Source organism: Nonomuraea sp. NPDC050022 (assembly GCF_044460705.1).
In the GTDB taxonomy this organism is placed as follows: Bacteria; Actinomycetota; Actinomycetes; order Streptosporangiales; family Streptosporangiaceae; genus Nonomuraea.
Genome location: NZ_JBITKE010000017.1, coordinates 1 through 18,718, shown reverse-complemented (window position 1 = coordinate 18,718; position 18,718 = coordinate 1). Strand labels below are relative to the sequence as shown.

Annotated in this window: 22 protein-coding genes; 10 read left to right on the top strand and 12 right to left on the bottom strand. The window is 70.9% G+C overall.

All coding sequences use genetic code 11. The annotated features are described in order from the left end of the window. Nucleotides 1-37 precede the first annotated feature (37 nt). The 5 genes from ACIBO2_RS50425 to ACIBO2_RS50405 form a co-directional block, all read right to left on the bottom strand. The gene (locus ACIBO2_RS50425; protein ID WP_358186117.1) at nucleotides 38-577 is read right to left on the bottom strand and encodes a TrmH family RNA methyltransferase; all 540 of its coding nucleotides are present in this window, start codon (nucleotides 575-577) and stop codon (nucleotides 38-40) included. Next, on the bottom strand, nucleotides 574-1,164 hold the full coding sequence (locus ACIBO2_RS50420) for a class I SAM-dependent methyltransferase (RefSeq protein WP_397304669.1): 591 nt from the start codon (nucleotides 1,162-1,164) through the stop codon (nucleotides 574-576). Before ACIBO2_RS50420 ends, ACIBO2_RS50425 begins: the two co-directional genes overlap by 4 nt. Before the next feature lie 11 nt (nucleotides 1,165-1,175). Next, nucleotides 1,176-2,123, bottom strand: coding sequence for a VWA domain-containing protein (locus ACIBO2_RS50415; protein ID WP_358540869.1), 948 nt, complete (start codon nucleotides 2,121-2,123; stop codon nucleotides 1,176-1,178). 69 nt (nucleotides 2,124-2,192) lie between these two features. Beyond that, nucleotides 2,193-3,128: a DUF58 domain-containing protein gene (locus tag ACIBO2_RS50410; protein ID WP_357951815.1), complete on the bottom strand. Its 936-nt coding sequence runs from the start codon at nucleotides 3,126-3,128 to the stop codon at nucleotides 2,193-2,195. A gap of 43 nt (nucleotides 3,129-3,171) precedes the next feature. Continuing rightward, nucleotides 3,172-4,173, bottom strand: coding sequence for a MoxR family ATPase (locus ACIBO2_RS50405; protein ID WP_358540871.1), 1,002 nt, complete (start codon nucleotides 4,171-4,173; stop codon nucleotides 3,172-3,174). A gap of 54 nt (nucleotides 4,174-4,227) precedes the next feature. Between ACIBO2_RS50405 and ACIBO2_RS50400 the strand changes: the two genes are divergently transcribed. From ACIBO2_RS50400 to ACIBO2_RS50390, 3 genes are all read left to right on the top strand, one after another. Next, nucleotides 4,228-4,995: a hypothetical protein gene (locus tag ACIBO2_RS50400; protein WP_358540874.1), complete on the top strand. Its 768-nt coding sequence runs from the start codon at nucleotides 4,228-4,230 to the stop codon at nucleotides 4,993-4,995. A gap of 264 nt (nucleotides 4,996-5,259) precedes the next feature. Then, nucleotides 5,260-6,489 (top strand): RNA-guided endonuclease InsQ/TnpB family protein, encoded by a 1,230-nt coding sequence (locus ACIBO2_RS50395; RefSeq protein WP_397304668.1) that lies wholly within the window; start codon nucleotides 5,260-5,262, stop codon nucleotides 6,487-6,489. Nucleotides 6,490-6,549: 60 nt separating this feature from the next. After that, complete coding sequence (locus ACIBO2_RS50390) at nucleotides 6,550-7,014, top strand: DUF2268 domain-containing putative Zn-dependent protease (protein ID WP_397304722.1); 465 nt, start codon at nucleotides 6,550-6,552, stop codon at nucleotides 7,012-7,014. Between the two features lie 19 nt (nucleotides 7,015-7,033). On the opposite strand, the gene ACIBO2_RS50385 is transcribed toward ACIBO2_RS50390, so the two are convergent. Together ACIBO2_RS50385 and ACIBO2_RS50380 are read right to left on the bottom strand one after the other, a co-directional pair. After that, nucleotides 7,034-7,684, bottom strand: a complete 651-nt coding sequence (locus tag ACIBO2_RS50385) for a response regulator (protein WP_393479905.1) — start codon at nucleotides 7,682-7,684, stop codon at nucleotides 7,034-7,036. Nucleotides 7,685-7,754: 70 nt separating this feature from the next. Further along, a complete protein-coding gene (locus ACIBO2_RS50380; RefSeq protein WP_358540879.1) occupies nucleotides 7,755-9,071 on the bottom strand; it encodes a histidine kinase in 1,317 nt (438 codons plus the stop codon). A gap of 137 nt (nucleotides 9,072-9,208) precedes the next feature. Between ACIBO2_RS50380 and ACIBO2_RS50375 the strand changes: the two genes are divergently transcribed. From ACIBO2_RS50375 to ACIBO2_RS50365, 3 genes are all read left to right on the top strand, one after another. After that, nucleotides 9,209-9,772, top strand: a complete 564-nt coding sequence (locus tag ACIBO2_RS50375) for an ATP-dependent Clp protease proteolytic subunit (RefSeq protein ID WP_358540882.1) — start codon at nucleotides 9,209-9,211, stop codon at nucleotides 9,770-9,772. Nucleotide 9,773: 1 nt separating this feature from the next. Then, nucleotides 9,774-10,391, top strand: a complete 618-nt coding sequence (locus ACIBO2_RS50370; protein ID WP_358540885.1) for an ATP-dependent Clp protease proteolytic subunit — start codon at nucleotides 9,774-9,776, stop codon at nucleotides 10,389-10,391. 445 nt (nucleotides 10,392-10,836) lie between these two features. Continuing rightward, nucleotides 10,837-11,598: a TSUP family transporter gene (locus ACIBO2_RS50365; RefSeq protein ID WP_358540888.1), complete on the top strand. Its 762-nt coding sequence runs from the start codon at nucleotides 10,837-10,839 to the stop codon at nucleotides 11,596-11,598. Nucleotides 11,599-11,860: 262 nt separating this feature from the next. Here ACIBO2_RS50365 and ACIBO2_RS50360 read toward each other — a convergent pair whose 3' ends face one another. Then, nucleotides 11,861-13,009: an MFS transporter gene (locus ACIBO2_RS50360; RefSeq protein ID WP_358540890.1), complete on the bottom strand. Its 1,149-nt coding sequence runs from the start codon at nucleotides 13,007-13,009 to the stop codon at nucleotides 11,861-11,863. A gap of 85 nt (nucleotides 13,010-13,094) precedes the next feature. Further along, nucleotides 13,095-13,844 (bottom strand): DeoR/GlpR family DNA-binding transcription regulator, encoded by a 750-nt coding sequence (locus ACIBO2_RS50355; RefSeq protein WP_397304667.1) that lies wholly within the window; start codon nucleotides 13,842-13,844, stop codon nucleotides 13,095-13,097. Nucleotides 13,845-13,899: 55 nt separating this feature from the next. Here ACIBO2_RS50355 and ACIBO2_RS50350 point away from each other — a divergent pair, with 55 nt between their 5' ends. Genes ACIBO2_RS50350 through ACIBO2_RS50340 form a run of 3 tightly spaced genes read left to right on the top strand, consistent with a single transcriptional unit; the run spans nucleotide 13,900 to nucleotide 15,767 of the window. Continuing rightward, nucleotides 13,900-14,871, top strand: coding sequence for a YafY family protein (locus ACIBO2_RS50350; protein WP_358540895.1), 972 nt, complete (start codon nucleotides 13,900-13,902; stop codon nucleotides 14,869-14,871). A 29-nt stretch (nucleotides 14,872-14,900) separates the two neighbouring features. Further along, nucleotides 14,901-15,515, top strand: coding sequence for a LysE family translocator (locus tag ACIBO2_RS50345; protein ID WP_358540898.1), 615 nt, complete (start codon nucleotides 14,901-14,903; stop codon nucleotides 15,513-15,515). 39 nt (nucleotides 15,516-15,554) lie between these two features. Next, the gene (locus ACIBO2_RS50340; RefSeq protein WP_358540901.1) at nucleotides 15,555-15,767 is read left to right on the top strand and encodes a hypothetical protein; all 213 of its coding nucleotides are present in this window, start codon (nucleotides 15,555-15,557) and stop codon (nucleotides 15,765-15,767) included. A gap of 11 nt (nucleotides 15,768-15,778) precedes the next feature. On the opposite strand, the gene ACIBO2_RS50335 is transcribed toward ACIBO2_RS50340, so the two are convergent. After that, a complete protein-coding gene (locus tag ACIBO2_RS50335) occupies nucleotides 15,779-16,237 on the bottom strand; it encodes a MarR family transcriptional regulator (RefSeq protein ID WP_358540905.1) in 459 nt (152 codons plus the stop codon). A gap of 137 nt (nucleotides 16,238-16,374) precedes the next feature. Continuing rightward, nucleotides 16,375-17,247, bottom strand: coding sequence for a hypothetical protein (locus ACIBO2_RS50330; protein ID WP_397304666.1), 873 nt, complete (start codon nucleotides 17,245-17,247; stop codon nucleotides 16,375-16,377). Nucleotides 17,248-17,343: 96 nt separating this feature from the next. On the opposite strand from ACIBO2_RS50330, the gene ACIBO2_RS50325 reads away from it, so the two are divergent. Continuing rightward, a complete protein-coding gene (locus ACIBO2_RS50325) occupies nucleotides 17,344-17,868 on the top strand; it encodes a CGNR zinc finger domain-containing protein (protein WP_358540911.1) in 525 nt (174 codons plus the stop codon). Nucleotides 17,869-17,887: 19 nt separating this feature from the next. Here ACIBO2_RS50325 and ACIBO2_RS50320 read toward each other — a convergent pair whose 3' ends face one another. Then, the gene (locus ACIBO2_RS50320; RefSeq protein WP_358540917.1) at nucleotides 17,888-18,466 is read right to left on the bottom strand and encodes a TetR/AcrR family transcriptional regulator; all 579 of its coding nucleotides are present in this window, start codon (nucleotides 18,464-18,466) and stop codon (nucleotides 17,888-17,890) included. Between the last annotated feature and the right edge of the window lie 252 nt (nucleotides 18,467-18,718).

The following is an 18,718-nucleotide window of genomic DNA, read 5'->3' as shown; positions in this document are numbered from 1 at the left end:
CGTCCTGAAGTATGCCTTCCGTGGGTGAAAAATAAGGTTACGAATCAGGGAGATTCTGCCATTCCTGGCGCCGGGCCTCGGCCAGCGCGATGGCGGCGGCCACCGAGACGTTGAACGAGCCGACCCGCCCGACCTGCGGGATGTAGCAGACCCCGTCGACGGCGTCGAGCAGGGCCGGTGAGCAGCCGTGGTCCTCACTGCCGACCACCAGGCACACGTCGCGGCCCAGGTCGGCCTGGTGCAGCGGCACGGCCTCGGCGGTCAGCTCGATGGCCAGCACGGAGTAGCCGTCCTCGCGGGCGGCCTTCACCGCGTCGACGGCGGGGACCGGCTCGTGCCAGGTGACCAGCCGCTCGGTGCCGAGTGCCGTCTTGCCCGCCTTCGGGTTGGTCGGCGGGGTGGCGTTGCCCGCGAGCCAGATCTGGTCGACGCCGAACGCGGCGGCGCTGCGGAAGATCGAGCCGACGTTGAACGGGCCGGTGACCGACTCGAGGATCAGCGACAGCCGGTTCGAGGTGTTTCTGCGCCAGGTGCGGTTGAGCCGCTTGACGTCGGTGGGGCGCAGCTGCCTTCTCATCGGGTTACCTTCAGGATTCGGTAGGCGGCGCGGGAGGCCGCGCGGTCGGCCTGCCAGCCCTGCTCGCCGAGCCAGCGCTGCAGCGAGTCGGAGCCGAGGTGCTTCTGTACGACCAGGTAGGCGACGCCGTCGGGTGTCAGCCGGGTGAGCCAGCGGGTGAGCATCTCGTGCAGGGCGGGCTTGCCAATACGGATAGCGGGATTAGACCAGATAGCCCGAAATTTCACGTCATCGGGTACCTCGTCGATATGCACAGACCTTACTTTGTCAAGGCGCGCGGCCTGGGCGTTGCGCGCCGTGAGCTCCACGCTGCGCCGGTTCACGTCGACGGCCCAGACGCTCGCGCCGGGCGCCCGCGAGGCCATGGTCAGCGCGATCGGGCCGTAGCCGCAGCCCAGGTCGAGCAGGTCGCCCTCCTGTGGCGGCGGCGGCACGCTCTCCAGCAGCACGCGGGTGCCGAGATCGACCCGCTCGGGCGAGAACACCCCCCGGTCGGTCTCCAATCGCAGGTGCAGGTCGGGCAGCACCAGGTCGACGGAGCCCGGCCGGCTCGCGGTCCGCGGCTGTTCGGAGAAGTAGTGGGCCACGTGCCAAAACGTTACGGGATCCGGGCACCGAACAGGACCGCGGCACCCGCCACCAGCAGCCCGGCCACCATGGCGGCCACGATGAACCACTGGGTGACCTCCTGGTCCACCAGCTTGAAGCCGAGAGAGGTGCCGATCTGCTCGTAGACGTCACGCAGCTCGCTGCCGGACTCCGCGGCGTAGGCCCGGCCGCTGGTGCCGTCGGACAGTGACTGCAGGGTCTGCTTGTTGACCGGCACGTTCACCGGCCGGCCATCGATGGAGACGGTGCCCTCCTGCGTGCCGTACGCGATCGTGGAGACCGGCACCCGTGCCTGCTGGGCGGCGTCGATGGCCTCGTTGACGCCCCGGCCCGAGGTGTTGTCGCCGTCGGACAGCAGCACGATCGCGGCCGGTGGCGGGTCGGTGGCGGCCTGCTGGTCGAAGGATCGTACGGAGTCGAGCGAGTTGAACACCGCCTCGCCGATCGCGGTGCCCGGCCGGGTGGTCAGGTTGCCGATCGCGGTCACGACGGCCTGGTGGTCGGTGGTGGGGGCGATGACCACGTTGGCCGAGCGGGCGAAGGAGACCACGCCCACGTTGAAGCGGTCGGGCAGCTCCCTGGCGAAGGCCTGGGCGGCGGCCTTGGCGGCGCTGATCCGGTTGGGCTGGACGTCGTCGGCGTCCATCGACAGCGACACGTCCAGCGCGATCATGATGGTGGCCCGGTCGCGCGGCACCTTCACCTGGTCGGCCGGCTTGGCCGCGCCGATGACCAGGAGCGACATCATGGCCAGGAACAGCAGCGGCGCCACGTGCCGCCGCCAGCCGGGGCCCGCGGGCGCGACCAGGTCGAGCAGCGCGAGGTTGGTGAAGCGCACGGTGTAGCGCCGCCTGGCGAACTGCGCCACGACGTATCCGACCACGAGCAGCGCCACCACCGCGAACAGCCACAACCACGCCGGCGACAGAAAGGTCACCCTGCCTCCTTCTTTCGGCCTGCCTCCTTCGGCATAGGCCCATTGTCGCGCTGTTCGATGGCGGTCCCGCTACGCACGTGCCCTCCGATGGGCGAGATGGGTCATGCGCCGCTGGCGGAGGACGAACTGCGCGATGTCGAACACCCAGTCCCTGTCGGTCCGCAGCACCAGGTGCGCCACACCGGCGCGGCGCAGTGCGGCCTTGGTGCCTTCGCGTTGCAGTGCTGCCGCTTCGGCATAGTCTCGGCGTACTTTAGGGGAAAGGTGCACTTCGCGTACGTGCCCGCTCTCGGGGTCGGCGAACGCGACCCGGCCCACATCGGGGAGTTCGAGCTCGCGCGGATCGATGATCTCCACGGCCAGCACCTGGTGGCGGGCCGACAATCGCTTGATCGGCCGCTCCCAGGGCCGCTCGGCGCCGGGGTCGAGCTCGGGCTTGGCGTCGAGGAAATCCGACACGATCAGCCGCATGCCGCGCCGCCTGCGGGTGGCGGCCAGCACGTCGATGCCCTCCGCCAGGTCGGGCGCGTCGGGTACGGCCTGCCCGCGCGGCGCGTCCATCAGCGAGTGCAGCAGCCCGTACAGGGCGGGCCGCCCGGTGCGCGCCGGCATCCGGTGCACGAACTCGTCGTGCAGCACCAGCGCCCCGAACCGGTCGCCCATCCGGCTGGACAGGAACCCGATCGCGCCCACCGCGGCCACCACCAGGTCGCGCTTGTCGCTCTCGGCGGTGCCGAAGTCCATGCTGGGCGACAGATCGGCCAGCGCCCAGGTCTCCAGCTCGCGGTCGGCGATCAGGTCGCGGACGTGCGGCACGGTCGTGCGGGCGGTGACCGCCCAGTCCATCCGGCGCACGTCGTCCTCGCCGGGCACGTAGACGCGGCTGTCGCCCGCCTCGCTGCCCGTCCCCGGCAGCAGCCCCAGGTGAGCGCCGTGCAGCAGCCCGTCGAGCCGCCGGGTCACCGTCAGCTCCAGCCGCCGCAGCGCCTGCTCGGCCGTCCTCATCAGCCGCGCTCCGTCCGCGTCATCGGTGCTGCTTCCGTTCCCGTCATCGGTTCTGGTTCCACACGACGAGGGGCGGCGGTACGGCGTGCAGGATCTGCCGGACGACCTGTTCGGGATCGACGCCGTCGGCCAGCGCGTCGAAGGTGAGCATCAGCCGGTGCGACATCACGTCGACGGCCACGTCCCGTACATCGTCGGGCAGCAGGTAGTCACGGCCCCGCAGCAGGGCCAGCGCGCGCCCGGCGGAGACCAGGCCGAGCGTGGCGCGCGGGCTGACGCCGATCTCGATGGTCTCGGCCAGCTGGCCCAGCCCGTACTCGGCGGGCGAGCGGGTGGACATGACCAGCCGTACGACATAGTCGGCGACGAGCTGGTGGACCGAGATCTGCTCGGCCGCCTCCTGCAGCGCCATCAGCCGCGCGGGGTCCAGCACGCGCTCGGGCGTCGGCGGGGTGACGCTCATGCGGTGCAGGATCTCCAGCTCCTCGTGCGCGCTCGGGTGCGGCACCCGTACGCGGAACAGGAACCGGTCGCGCTGCACCTCGGGCAGCGGGTAGACGCCTTCGGACTCGATCGGGTTCTGTGTGGCCAGCACGATGAACGGCTTGGGCAGCTGGTGCGTGACCCCGGCCAGCGTGACCTGGCGCTCGGCCATCACCTCCAGCAGCGCCGACTGAACCTTGGCGGGCGCCCGGTTGATCTCGTCGGCGAGCAGGAAGTTGACGAACACCGGACCCAGTTCGACGTCGAACTTCTCGTTGGAGGGATGGAACACGCGGGTGCCGACGATGTCGCTCGGCACCAGGTCCGGAGTGAACTGGATCCGGGCGAACGTGCCGCCCACCACCGTGGCCAAGGTGGCGGCGGCGAGGGTCTTGGCGACGCCTGGCACGCCTTCCAGCAGGCAGTGACCGCGGGCCAGCAACGCGACGACCAGCCTCTCGACCATGTGGTCCTGGCCGACGATCACCCGCCGGACCTCGTCAAGGGTCTGACGCAGCACGGCCGCATCGGTTTCGTCTGGCAAATCTTCGGCGACGCTCATGACGCCATTCCACCAAACGTCCCGCAAACGTGCACGGCGCCGGTCTGTGCTTTCATGGCAAACGTGGCCAGTCCGCTGCAGTACGGAGATCCGCCCCGGCTCGGGCCGTTCGTGGTGCAGGCCCGCCTGCACTCGGCGCCGGCCGGTTTCGTCTACCTCGGGCAGGGGGCGGACGGGCGCGCCGTCTCCCTGGCCGTGCTGACTCGGGGCGCCGCCTTCGACGCCGCCGCGCGCGAACGGTTCGTGACCGTGATGCGCGAGGCCGCGCCCGCCGGCATGCGCGGCTGGCTCGGCCGGGCCACCAAGACGCGCGCCGCGGTGCTGGAGGGCGCGCCGGAGGTGCTGGCGATGGAGACCGGTACGGCGCCCTGGGTAGCGGTGCCGTACACGCCGGGCCGGCCGGGGGCCGAGTGGTTCCTGGAGCCGGTGATGGTCGGCGGCACCCTCATCGGCCAGGCGCACGGCCCGGACTTCGTGCCGTACTGGCTGACCGACCGCGCCCCCGCCCTGCCCGGCCAACCGCGCGGCCGCCGCCCGCTAACCGAGACGCGCCGGCGGGTGCTAATGGCCGCGCTGGCGCTGGCCGTGCTGTTGCTGCTCGGTACGGTGATCGCGTTGCTGCTGATCATGGGCAGGGAGGACACCGAGCCGCTGCCCAGGCCCCTGCCGCCGACGAACTTCCAACCGACGGCGCCCCCGACGCCGGCCACGCCGGAGCCGCAGCAGCCGACGCCCAGCCAGACGCCGGGGCCGAGCAAGAGCGGCCAGGGCACGCCGGGGCCGTCGCCCGGCGAGGACACGGGAGACGGCTCGCCGCTCTGATCTCCCGGCCCGCCGTCATGGTGCCTTCCGGGAACTGCTTTGCGGCGCGCGGGCTCGCGGGTCGCGGGTTTTCGGTTTGAGTCTCACGATGCGTGAGGTTCTAGCGTCCGTGGACATGGAGTTCATCTAAATGGTGGCGCGGAGACCCGGTCCGTCAGGGGCCGGGAGGAAGCGCCACCTCTCCTTTCGAAAACAGTATGGAAAGACTCGGTCACGTTCGGTAATGTGTGCGGTGGGTGAGGAAGCTGTGACAGGAGGTGCGCGATGGCGATCCGCCGCTCCGCCACCAAACGCCACGGTCTGCCCTCGATCGTGCAGCTCCGGCTCACGCCCGCCCCGGCCCAGGCCGACGCCCTGGCCGCGGCGGTGCTGTTGTGCAATCAGGCGGCCACCGTCATCTCCCGGCTGGCCTGGCAGCACCGCGTCTTCACCGTGCTGGAGTTGCATCGGCTGGCCTACTACGAGGTGCGCGGGCAGGTGGCCGGGCTGGGCGCGCAAGCGGCCGTGCGGGCGATCGCCCGCGTCGCCGGCGCCTACGCCAACCGGCGCGCCAGCAAGAAACGCGCCCACATCTTCCGCCCGCACGGCGCCGTCCCCTACGACGCCCGGCTGATGAGCTTCAACCGGGATGCCCGGACGGTGTCGCTGTGGACTCCCACCGGCCGCGTCACCGTCGCCTACACCGGCCGGCCGGAAGACCTCAAAGCCATCGAGGCACTGCCGCTCGGTGAGGCCGATCTGATCTGCCGGCGCGGCGTGTGGCTGTTGCAGGTCGCGCTCACCCTGCCTGCACCGGTGGTGCGTGAGCCGGTTCACGGATTTGTGGGGGTGGATCAAGGGGTGGCGAACCTGGCGGTCACCTCCGATGGTGCGGTGCTGCCCGGCCCCGCCCTGCCCGGGCCGGTCGGCGGCAACGGCCACGTCCGCACCCTGCGGGAGCGGCGGCACCGGCAACGCCGACGGCTGCAGAAGAAGGGAACTTCTGCGGCGCGGCGGGTGCTGCGCCGCCTGTCCGGTCGTGAGCACCTAATGATGACGGACCTCAACCACCAGATCAGCACGTTTGTGGTGCGTGAAGCCGAACGCACCGGCCGTGGTGTCGCCTTGGAGGATCTGCAGGGCATTCGCGGGCGGGTAAGGGCTCATCGGTTCCAGCGGCGCACCCTGCACAACTGGGCGTTCGCCCAGCAGATCACCTTCACCCGCTACAAGACCGCCCGCGCCGGGATCGCCTTCCTACTGGTCGACCCCGCCTACACCTCGCAGACGTGTCCCGAATGCGGGTACGTGTCCAGGGCGAACCGGCCGGCGCGGGGCCGGTTCGTCTGCCAAAGGTGTGGCCTCGCTGGGCACGCCGACCACATCGCGGCCCGCAACATCGCCACACGCGGCATAGCGGGCTGGGCTGCCATCAACCAGCCACACGCTACCGGCCTCCCTTCCGCCAGACGGGACCGAGAGAGCAAACCACCAGCTTCACCCGGTGGTAGTTGATCGTTCAAGACACGCACGCGCCCATGGCCGAGTTGCAGGAGTAGCCGCAGCTCTCCTAGCCTGCTGTACCTGCTCGGCTGGCCGTCGGAGGAGATCATCGGCAGGATCGCGCACTGCGCCGTCCACGAGCTCCACCACCAGGCGCGCTACACCAACGTGCCGTGGCATCCGACGGTGGGGGAGCACGTGATCTCCGAAGGGCTGGCGGAGGCGTTCGTACGGGAGCTGTCGGGGGCCGAGGCCATGGGGCCGTGGTCGTCAATGGTCAGCGGCGAGGAGCTGGAGCGGGCCTACGAGAAGATCATGGCCGACTTCGATCTGGAGGGGATGCACCTCACGTCCGCGTACGTGCTGGGGGACACCACCGTGGCGCGATTCGGGCAGGAGCCTCGCGGCATTCCCGACATGGCCGGATATGCGGTTGGGTTGCGGCTGGTGGACGCGCACCTGGCCGTCACCGGGATGACGGTCGCGGAGAGCACGGCACTGCCGCTGTCGCAGCTCGTACGGCGGGGCGAGGCTTGATCGAGCTGAGGCTTTGGTCTCAGCGGGGTGAGACGAAGCCCGACTCGTAAGCGGCGATCACGGCCTGGGTGCGGTCTCGCGCGCCCAGCTTCGTGAGCACGTTGCCGACATGCGTCTTGACGGTCTCCTGGCTGACGACCAGCTCGGCGGCGATCTCGCCGTTGGACAGCCCCCTGGTCATCAGCCGCAGCACGTCACCCTCGCGGCCCGTCAGCCGCCCGATGCCAGGCACCGAGGCGGGCCGGGCGGCGGGGGACTGACGGCCGGCCAGCGTCCGGATCGCCGCCGGGAACAGCAGCGACTCCCCGGCCGCCACCAGCTTGATCGCGTGGACCAGCTCGTCGGGCCTGGTCCGCTTGAGCAGGAACCCGCTGGCGCCCGCCCGCAACGCCTCGTAGACGTAGTCGTCGTTCTCGAACGTGGTGACCACCAGCACCTTGGGCGCCTCGTCCATGGCCACCAGGCGCCGGGTGGCCTGGATGCCGTCGACGGCGGGCATGCGTACGTCCATCAGGACCACGTCGGGCCGCTCGCGGCGCACCACGGGCACCACCGCGGCACCGTCACCGGCCTCGCCGACCACACTCAGCCCCGGCTCGGCGTCGATGATGACGCGCAGACCGGCCCGGATGAGGTCCTCGTCGTCGGCGATCACGACCTTGAGCGTCATGAACTCGACCGCCTGGGCGTCGACCGTAGCGGTGCCGACCATGGGGGTGTCGCGGAACCGACCGTGGATGTCATGAAGCCGACCGTAGCGGCAGCCGGACGGACACGCGCCAGCCGCCCTCCACTGGTCCCGCCTCCAGGTCGCCGCGCAGCAGGCGGACACGCTCCCCCATACCGGTCACACCGCGACCACCCGACCGGCCGCCGGGTTCTGCGTCGGGCCCGGTGGCTGTCCGGCCGTCCGGTTCGACGCCTGGCCGCTTGGGCTGCGCGCTTGACTGGTGGGTCTGTTTGGTCTGTGCGTCTGGCCGGCCACCCGACCGGGCGCCGTTCGCGGCGGTCCTGTTGGTGATCTCCAGTCTCAGGTCGTCGTCCTGTACGGCGACGGCCAGGCGTACCGGCCCCTGACCGTGTTTGATGGCGTTGGTCAGCGCCTCCTGGACGATCCGGTAGGCCTCCCTGGAGACCACGGCGGGCACGCCGGTCAGGTCGCCCACCTCGGGGCGCACGTCGGCGCCGGTGGCGGTGGCGAGGTCGCCGAGATCGGCCAGCGTCGCCTGCGGCGGCCCGGCCTCCGGGGGCGGGGAGCCCTCGCGCAGGACGCCGAGGACGTGGTCGAGGTCGTCCAGGGCGGCGCGGGCCGACTGCTCGATGGCCGCCAGGGCCGTCCTGGCCGTCTCCGGGTCGCGGTCGAGCACCCGCCCGGCCGCGGCGGCCTGGAGGGTGACGACGCTCAGGGCGTGGCCGACGGAGTCGTGCAGTTCGCGCGCCAGGCGGTTGCGCTCGGCCAGCGTACGGGCCTGACGCTCGGCCGCGGCCAGTCGTTCGCCCGGGGTGGGGCCGAGCAGCGCGGGGGCCAGCCGGGCCAGCAGGGCGCCCCCACCGGCCGCCACCAGCACCACCGCGCCCAGCACGGCCAGCCCGAGCAGGGGCCAGCCCAGTGCTGCCCAGCCCGGCTCGACGTCGAACCCCAGCAGGCGCGCGGGCCCGCCGGCGAACGGCACCGCGAAGGTGAAGACCGTGAACGGAATCCCGGCCAGCGTGAACCCGCTCGCCACGCCGCCGACTCCCAGATGAAGGGTGTACCAGGCGGTCGTGCGCCACCGTTCCTCCCACGAGCGGCGCGCCTGCCTGGGCGGCGTCTCCACGCCGACGCCGAGCAGCCCTTGAGCGGCGCTCACCTCCAGCGCCCGTACCGGCAGGAACAGCCCGGTCAGCGCCACCACCGGCAGCACCGCCACGAACACCCCGAGCTGGGCGGGCAGGTAAATATTGGCCGACTGGCCCTGGAGCAGGCCCGACGTCAGGACCCCGGCCATCATGTACGGCATCAGCAGCGCGCCGCCGAGGATCAGGCACGCCCATCGCCGGGGCAGGTTCCATCTCACACTCGCGATTGTATGTCGATGGTTATTCGCTCTCGGTGGAATGCGCCTTTAGAGAAATGCGCCCCCAGCGAAAAGGAGCTGGAATTCCGGCGGTCCGGGTCTAGCGTCGTTGAATAGTTCGAGAGAAAGGCGATTCCATGACGGAGACCCAGCGCGCGGCCTGGCCTGACCAGGTGAGCCAGCGCCTGCTGAAGGAGCGCATACTTGTTCTCGGCCAGGAGGTCGACGACGAGATATGCAATCGGCTGTGCGGCGAGCTTCTTTTGCTGGCGGCTGAGGACCCGAATCGGGACATAACGCTTTACATCAATTCGCCCGGCGGATCGGTGACCGCGGGTATGGCTCTTTACGACATGATGCAGTTCGTCCCGTGCGACGTCGCGACGGTCGCGATGGGCTTCGCCGCCTCCATGGGGCAGCTGCTGCTGTGCGCCGGCGCCCCCGGCAAGCGCTACGCGCTGCCCAACGCGCGGATCGTCATGCACCAGCCGCTCGGCGGCATCGGCGGCTCGGCCGCCGACATCCAGATCCAGGCGGAGAGCCTGCTCTACACCAAGCGCAGGCTGGCCGAGATCATCGCCCAGCACACCGGCCGGCCGCTGGAGCAGATCCAGGCCGACTCCGACCGCGACCGCTGGTTCACCGCGCAGGAGGCGCTCGAATACGGATTCGTCGACCACCTGGCCGAGGGGATGAACTGACATGAGCGGACGTTACGTGCTGCCCTCGTTCACCGAGCGCACCTCTTACGGCATGAAGGAGATGAACCCGTACAACAAGCTGTTCGAGGATCGGGTCATCTTCGTGGGCACGCCGATCGACGACACCAGCGCCAACGACGTGATGGCGCAATTGCTGACGCTGGAATCGCTCGACCCCGACCAGGACATCAACATGTACATCAACTCGCCGGGCGGCTCTTTCACCGCCATGACGGCGATCTACGACACGATGCAGTTCGTCCGGCCGGAGATCCACACCGTCTGCATCGGCGAGGCCTCCTCGGCCGCCGCGGTCCTGCTGGCGGCGGGCACGCCCGGCAAGCGCGCCGCCCTGCCGCACGCCCGCATCCTGCTGCACCAGCCCGCCACCGAGGGCGGCCGGGGTCAGTCGAGCGACATGGAGATCCACGCCAGGGAGATCCTGCGCATGCGCGACCAGCAGGAGGCCATGCTGGCCCGGCACACGGGCAGGACGGAGCTGGAGATCAGGAAGGACATCGAGCGCGACCGGATCTTCACGGCCGAGCAGGCACGCTCCTATCAATTGATCGACGACATCTACGCCTCCCGGAAACGGACGCTGACCACCACCCGCTGAAGGGTGCAACCGGACGCTGGCAGCCACGCTCGCTGAAGCACGAAAGTGGCCGCCGGCCGCTGGCGGTTGCCTGCTGAAGTGCGGATGCGTGAAGTGCGGACGCGGCCACCGACGGTCTCTGGCTGAAGGGCGGAGGTGGCCGCTGTCAGCCGCGCCAGCTGTCAGCCGCGCCCGCTGAAGCGCGGACGCGGACGCTGAAGCGCGGACGCGGCCACCGACAAGCCGCTCGCCGGGCGCCCGGCGAGGGTGAGGGCGCCGGGTGAGGGCGCCGGGCGAGAGTGAGGGCGCCGGGTGAGGGCGAGGATATGCGGGGCGGCCTGCTTTGAGCCTGGTGTGTAGCGGCCGCCCCGAGCCCTTCGGGACCAAAGGGGCATCCCACCTGACTGACTGCGAAAGCAGGACATATACGCTTCTGGCGGTTCTCAGGGGAAATCGGGGGAGTGGCGTGCCGCTGGAGCATGTGGTGTTGGTGTTGGCGGCTGCCCTGTGCGCGGGCTGGGTCGACGCCGTCGTGGGCGGTGGCGGGCTGGTGCAGCTGCCCGCGGTGATGGTGACGGGTATACCGCCCGTACAAGCGATGGCCACCAACAAGCTCTCCTCCGTCTTCGGCACCGCCTCGGCCGCCGTGACCTACGCGCGCACCACGAAGCTGGATCGGGCGGTCGCGCTGCCCGGCGTGGGGCTGGCCGTGGTCAGCGCCGGGCTGGGCGCCATGGCCGCGGCCGCGATCTCGGCGGAGGTGCTGCGCCCCGCCGTGATGGTGGTGCTGATCGGCGTGGCCGCCTTCGTGACGCTGCGTCCGGCGATGGGCTCGGTGCCGCAGCCCCATTTGCGGACGAACGGCCGTGTCGTGGCGGCCGTGGTGATCGCGGGCGTGGGCATCGCCTTCTACGACGGCATCATGGGGCCGGGTACGGGGACGTTCCTGATCATCGCGTTCACCACGATCCTCGGCCTCGACTTCGTGTCGGCCTCCGCCTCGGCGAAGATCATCAATACCGGGACCAACCTGGGCGCGCTGTTCGTGTTCGGCTGGCAGGGGCACCTGCTGTGGGGGCTGGGCCTGGGGATGGCCGTCTGCAACGTGGCGGGCGCGCAGTTGGGCGCCCGCATGGCGCTCAAGCGCGGCACGGGCTTCGTCCGCGTCGTGCTCCTGTGCGTGGTGGTGGCCATGGTGATCAGGCTGGGCTGGCAGCAGTTCGGCTAGCCCCCGACCGGTCCCGGACCTCACGACCTCCGGGACCTCACGACCTCCGGGACCCCGGGACCTCACGACCTCCGGGACCCCGGGACCTCGGGGCCGCGAGACCTCCGATGCTCAGGAACCTCGGGGCCGCGAGACCTCCGAGACCTCCGGGCCTCCGGGACCTCCGGACCCCCCGGGAGTCCCGAGCGGTCCCGATCCGACCGGGCCCGGACCCCGGTTCCGACTCGACCCGGCCGGTTAGGACCTGTTAGAGCGTGTCCGGCTAGGACCCGACCGGCTCGGTCGTACGAGTGCGTAGCGCGGTCGCGGCCAGCGCCACGAACGCGGCCAGTAGCGCCGGCACGGCCAGCGCCCGCGGCAGCCCGGAGAGTTCGGCGATGCCCCCGATGAGCACCGGCCCGGACAGGAACCCCAGATAGCCGATGCTCGCCACCCTCGCCAGCGCTCGCCCCGCGAACGCCGGGTCACGATGCCCGGCGGCGGAGAACACCTGCGGCACGATGCACGACAATCCCGCCCCGAAGCACCCGAACCCGGCCACCGCCGCCACCGGATGCCCGATCGTCAGGGCCAGTCCTAGCCCGGCGGCGGCCAGCAGCCCGCACCCGCGCACCAGCGCCACCGGCCCGAAGCGGGCGGCCAGCCGGTCCCCGGCCAGGCGCCCGGCCGTCATCATGATGGAGAACGCCGCATATCCCGCCGCCGCGAACCCCGCGGACGCGGCCAGGTCCTCCCGCAGGTAGACCGAGCTCCAGTCGGCCGCCGCGCCCTCGCCCACCAGGCAGCAGAACGCCAGTACGCCGAGGAAGAGGATGCCCTTGGGCAGCCCCGGGCGTACCCCGTCGGCCGAGATCACCGGAGCGGGGCGGGAGCGTAGCGCCCAGGCCGCCGCCCACGCGGCCAGCAGCGCGATCACCGCCCCGACGGACAGGAACGTGACGGTGGGGGAGAGCGCCAGGTGCGCGAACAGCCCGCCGGCCGCGGCGCCGGCGAACCCGCCGATGCTGAACACCGCGTGGAAGGACGACATGATCGGCCGTCCCCAGGCGCGTTCCACCTCCACCGCGTTGGCGTTCATCGAGACGTCCAGCACCCCGTGCACCACGCCGAACCCGAACAGCGCCGCGGCCAGCGTGCCCAGGTTCGCGGCGTAGGCGGGCAGGACGAGCACGACTCCCTGGAGCAGCGCCGCCGGGATCATGACGCGGCTGCTGCCGTAGCGGTCGACGAGGCGGCCGACCGCCTGCATGCCCACCACCGCTCCGGCGGCGATGGCCAGCAGCGCCAGGCTCAGCCGCCCGTCGCTCAGCCCGAGGTTCTCCTTGATGGCCGGAATCCGGGCCGTCCAGGTGCCCACGGCGGCCCCGGCGAGAAAGAACAGCAAATAAACGGCGACCCGCGCGCGGCTCACGGCGACTCCTGAGCGAGACGGACGGTGACTCGGGCGCGGTTCAACGGCGACTCCTGAGCGAGACGAACGGCGACCCGGGAACGCTTCACTGGGACTCCTGGACGAGACGGACGGCGACCCCGGCGGCCGTCAGGGCGTCGTGCTGCTCGCGCGGAATGCCGTCGTCGGTCACCACCACGTCGAGCCGCGAGATAGGGCAGACCGCGCCGAACGCCGTCCTGGCGAACTTGCCCGAGTCGCACGCCACGATCACCCGTCTGGCGGCGGCGATGGCGGCCTGCTTGACGGCCACCTCGGGCAGGTCGTGGGCGGTCAGCCCGTGCTCGGCGGACAGGCCGCAGCAGCCGATCACCGCCGTGTCGAAGCGCAGGGCCTTGATGGAGGTCTCGGTCAGGGGGCCCATGAAGTTCAGCTCGCCCTGCCGTACCTCTCCGCCGGGCAGCACCAGACGTACGCGCGGCGCCGCGGCCAGCAGTGACACCGACTGGAGCGCCAGCGGCAGCACGGTGAGCCGGCGGTCCAGCAGCGCGCGCGCCACTTCCAGCGCGGTCGTGCCGCCATCGAGCAGCACCGCCTCGCCGTCGGCGATCAGCCCGGCCACCTCGGCGCCGATCCGCTGCTTGGTCTCGACCGCCTCGCGCTCCCGCACGCCGAACGGCGGCTCCTCGCCGCGCAGCAGCAGCGACAGAGCGCCGCCTCTGACTCGGCGGAGTACGCCCTGCTGGGCCAGCTCGTCCAGATCGCGGCGGATCGTCATCTCCGACACGCCGTGCTCGGCGGCCAGTTCGGCGACCGAGACGCTGTCGTGGGTGCGGAGGGCGTTCATGATGGACATCACACGTTCCATGTGTTCATACAAACACGAATAATGTGCGCAATACAATGGGGTCATGCGCGCCAGCCGTCTGCTCTCCCTCCTGCTGCTCTTGCAGGCGCGTGGCCGGATGACCGCCACCGACCTGGCCGCGGAGCTGGAGGTGTCGGTCAGGACCGTCTATCGCGACGTCGAGGCGCTGTCGGCCGCCGGGGTTCCGGTCTACGCCGATCGCGGCCCGGCGGGCGGCTACCAACTGCTCGACGGCTACCGCACCCGGCTGACCGGGCTGACGGCAGAGGAGGCGTCGTCGCTGTTCCTGGCCGGTCTTCCCGGGCCCGCGGCCGAGCTGGGGCTGTCGGAGGTGGTGGCGAGCGCGGAGCTGAAACTGCTGGCCGCGCTGCCGCCCGAGCCGCGCTCGCACGCCTCCCGGATGCGCGAGCGCTTCCTGATGGACGTACCCGGCTGGTACCGCGACGCCGACGACGTGCCGCACCTCAGCGAGGTGGCCGCGGCGGTCTGGGAGCAGCGGCGGCTGCGGATGACCTACCGGCGCTGGGGCCAACAGGACGTCGAGCGGGAGGTGAACCCCTATGGGCTCGTGCTCAAGGGCGGCTCCTGGTACCTGATCGCCGCCCCCGACGGGCAGACGCCGCGCACCTATCGGGTGGCGCGCATCCTGACGCTGGAGACCCTGCCCGGCGGGTTCGACCGGCACGAGGGCTTCGACCTAGGTGATTTCTGGCAGGACTATTCGCGCGAGTTCCGTGAGCGCATGTACACCGCCGAGGCCGTCATCAAGGTCGCTCCCGGCACCGACAGCCTGCTCGCGTACACGATGGGCAACGACGTCGTCACCGCCGCCTTGGCCGAGGGCGGCGAGCCCGACGCGGAGGGCTGGCGCACGCTCACCGTACCGATCGAGTCGCTCACGCACGCACGCTGGCTGCTGCTGCGGCTCGGGGCGAGCGTCGAGGTGCTGGGACCCCCCGAACTGCGCGCGCTGATGGCCGAGGCGATCGCGGAGCTCGGAAAAATCTACGGCTGAATCCTGGCGATTCTGCCACGATGCCCCACATGTATCTCATCGCATTCGTTGGCGCGTGCATCTTGGTGGCGATGGTTCCCGGGGTCAGCACCGCGATCATTCTCAGACAGACCCTGCGGGCCGGGCGCGGCTCCGGCCTGGCCGCCACTCTCGGCAACGAGGCCGGCATCCTGATCTGGGGGCTGGCCGCCGCGTTCGGCCTGTCGGCGCTGGTGCTGGCCTCGCAGGTGGCCTACGACGTGATGCGCGTCGCGGGCGCGGTCCTGCTGGTCGTGATGGGCGCGCAGTCGCTCTGGCAGGCCCGCCGCAAGGACGCGCCGCCGGTCGAGGTGGACGCGGTCAGCGGGCGGCGCAGGTCGTTCCTGGCCGGATTCGGGACCTGTCTGGCCAATCCGAAGGCGGCGGTGTTCGCGATGTCGTTCCTGCCGCAGTTCGTGCCGCGCGGGCAGAACGTCCCGCTCACCCTGGTCACGCTCGCCGTTGTCTGGGTGCTCGTGGACCTGCTCTGGTACGGCCTGCTCATCTGGACCGTCGCTAAGGCCAAGGCGTTTCTGGGCCGCCCGGCGGTCAGGCGGCGGCTGGAGCAGATCTCCGGCGTCGTCCTCATCGGCCTCGGCCTGAGGCTCGTCCTGGATTCGCGATGACGGGCCGCAGGAGGACGTTAAGGGGATTACGTTAAGGGAATGACGAACGACCTGGCGACGCTGATGCGACAGGCGCAGGACGAGGACCCACTGCTGGCACTGCAGGCCACCACCGCGTTGCGGCACGAACTCGAGCGCATGGAGGCGGTTCAGGTGCGCCGGGCCAGGGTGGCCGGGCTGCCATGGGCGCAGATCGCCAACGCGATCGGGGTGAGCAAGCAGGCCGTGCACAAGAAGTACGGCAGGGGCTAGCGTTCGGCTCTTCAGCGTGCGCGCCATTTGTCGAGGAGCTGGGGCAACTCCCGCTCCACGAACTCGAAGTAGTCGCGCATTCTGGCCAGGTTCGCGCCGGCCGCGGTGTCGTCGCCGCCGACCGCCTCGACCGCGGCCGACACCTCGCCGGTGATCTGCCGGAAGATCGGCATCTTGGTCAGCGTGAGCTCGTACCAGGCGTCGTCGGGCAGGCGGTAGACGTCGCGGCGGGATCCCGGCACCGGCTCGCGCACGACCAGGTGCATCTGCGTGAGCAGACGCACCGCGCCGGAGATGGCGGCCGGGCTGACGCCGAGCCGCTCGCCGAGCTCGGCGGCCGTCAGCGTCCGCTCCTCGGCCGCCATCATCGTGAACAGCACCCGCGCGGCCATGGGCGGCAAGCCCCAGTCGGAGAAGATCCGCGCCATCCGCTCGACCGTGTGGCGCACGGCCTCCTCGTCACGACTCACAGGCGGATTCTACGGGCTTCACAAACGGGCGAAGCTTCCGGCGAGGCGCGCGAGCGATCTGACGAGGTCGGGGACAGCGCTGTCGGGCGTCAGGGCCGCGCGATCGTCACCGCGGCCCGCGCGGGAGGGCGCGGCGCTCAGTGGGGGGCCTTCACGGTGGCGATGCCGAGCGTGCTGGTCATCGGGAGGATGCCCGCCTCGAAGACGGCTCCCAGAACCGGCTGGATGAGCTGAGCCAGCCGATCGGCGCGCTGCTCGCCCAGCTGCCGCCACGGGTCGGCGGCCAGGTCGTCGGTCATCCGCTCGACCTGGTCGCGCAGCGCCCGCCCCTGGTCGGTGGCCTGGCCCTCGGTGTCCACCAGGCCGCGCCCGGCCAGCCGGTCCTGGGCTGAGGCCCACTCGCTCTCGCTCCAGCCGCGCCCGGCGAAGTTGACCACCGGGGCGCCGCCGATCGCGGCCAAGGTGACCAGCGACTCGCACGGGTCCAGCTCCGCCGCCTGCAGCGCCACCAGGTGGCCGTCGCCGCGGTGCTCGCGCAGCACGGTGGCGGCGTGCCAGAGCGCCAGGTGCGGCTCATCGGGCCAGGGCAGGTCCAGGTTGGCGGCGGCGAACGGCCGTCCGCCCACCGTCACGCTCTCAGCCACCCGCCGGGCCAGCTCGGCGGCCTCGCCGAGCGCCCCGATCCCGTCGCCGAGCAGGGTCCGATAGGTACGGTCCACGGCCCGATGGCGGGCGCGCAGCACCTCTGCGGGACCCGCGGTGTCCCAGACGGCCGGAACGTGTTCGGCGATCGTCCGCGGGCTGAAGCTGTAATAGGTGGCGAAGGCCAGGTTCGTGCCCGCGCGGCCCAACGGCGCGGTGCGGAAGGCGAAGTAGCTCGGCCAGCGCGACTCCACGTCGTAGCCGATCGCCGCCGCCTCCTCGAAGGCCTGGGGGGAGAAGTACAGCGCCGCGTGGATCGGCTCCAACTGGTGCCACATGCGCCGAGCGAGTCTGCCATCGATGGACATGCCGATTCCTCACTGCCTAGGTACGCTATGACAGTGACGATAGACTCCTGGCGCATCACTGGTCAATCGCAAATAGACAGTTATGTTGGCCGGTGGGTGGAGCTCGCCGTCCTCCTGGTGAACGTCCTGGCCGTGGGTGAGGCGCATGGGCGCGATCTTGAGCCGCCGGCCGGCGGAGCCGCGCGCCGTGCCGCCGTACTCGATGCCATGGCCCGCCTCGAACGGCCGCCCGCCGGGGCGCCGACCGCCGCCGACGCCGACCACCTGGCGGCGGTGGCCGCCGAGCTGCGGCCCGTCTTCGGCGGCGGTCCCGATTCCGTCGCGTCGCTCAACGCGCTGCTGGTACGGCACGCGGCCATCGCCCACCTGGGCGGAGAGCCGCCCATACTGGCCTTCCACCAGCCGGGGGCCTCACTGGTCGACGCCTGGGCCGCCGACATCGGCACCGCGCTAGCCATGGTGATCGGGGTGGGGCAGGGGGTGCGGCTCCGGTCGTGCGAGGCGGAGGGGTGCTCACTGGTCTTCTTCGACGTGACGCGTAACGCCTCGCGGCGGTTCTGCGGGCTGTCGTGCCAGAACCGCGCCAAGGCCAGCGCGTATCGGGCCCGGCGGCGGGCCTAGCGAGGGCTGATCAGAGACGCTATCGGCGGTTGAGTGCGAGGGGTAGCACGACGTGGTCCACGAGTCGCCGGGCCAGCTCGCTGTCGACCGGCTCGCCGCTCACCAATGCCCGGAAGAACAGGACCGCCGGGCCCACCTGCCACAGCAGGTCGGTGTCGGCGCTGCGGGACAGCTCGCCCCTGGCCCAGGCCCGCTCGAACACCTCCAGCGTCAACCGGCGGCGCGTCGCGACGTAGTTCTGCTGCACCGCGCGGGCCAGGTCGGCGTTATGCAGGATCTCCCCGATCAGCCCGGCGACGATGTCGCCCAGCCGGGCCAGCTCGCCCACCAGCGACTCCATCAGCCCGAGCAGATCGGCCCGCAGCTCACCCGTGTCGGGCGCCACCGGCGTGGTGGAGACGGCGTTGACGAATGCCGCGACCACCAATTCCGCTTTGGACGGCCAGCGCCGGTAGACGGTGTGCTTGCCCGCCTTCGCGCGTGCGGCCACGGCGTCGATGGTCAGCCGGTCGTAGCCGGTTTCGCGCAGCACATCGAGCACGACGCCGAGTAACTCGGCCTCGCGCGCCGGCCCGCCCCGCAAGGGCGTCACGGACATGACTTCAAGAGTAGGCGTCAGCGCTGCCAGACTGTCAGGTCCATAGTGATGTAGTTGCTGTCACCCTCGCTGACCTTCGTCACCTTGACGAGACCGATCGTGCTCTGGCCGAAGACGCACACCAGTCTGCCTTTGGCCTGGTCGTCTTCATCTGAACGGTGGCGCGGAGACCTGGTCCTTCAGGGCCGGGAGGAAGCGCCACCCCTCCTCTCGAAAACAGTATGGAAAGACTCCGTTACGTTCGGTAATGTG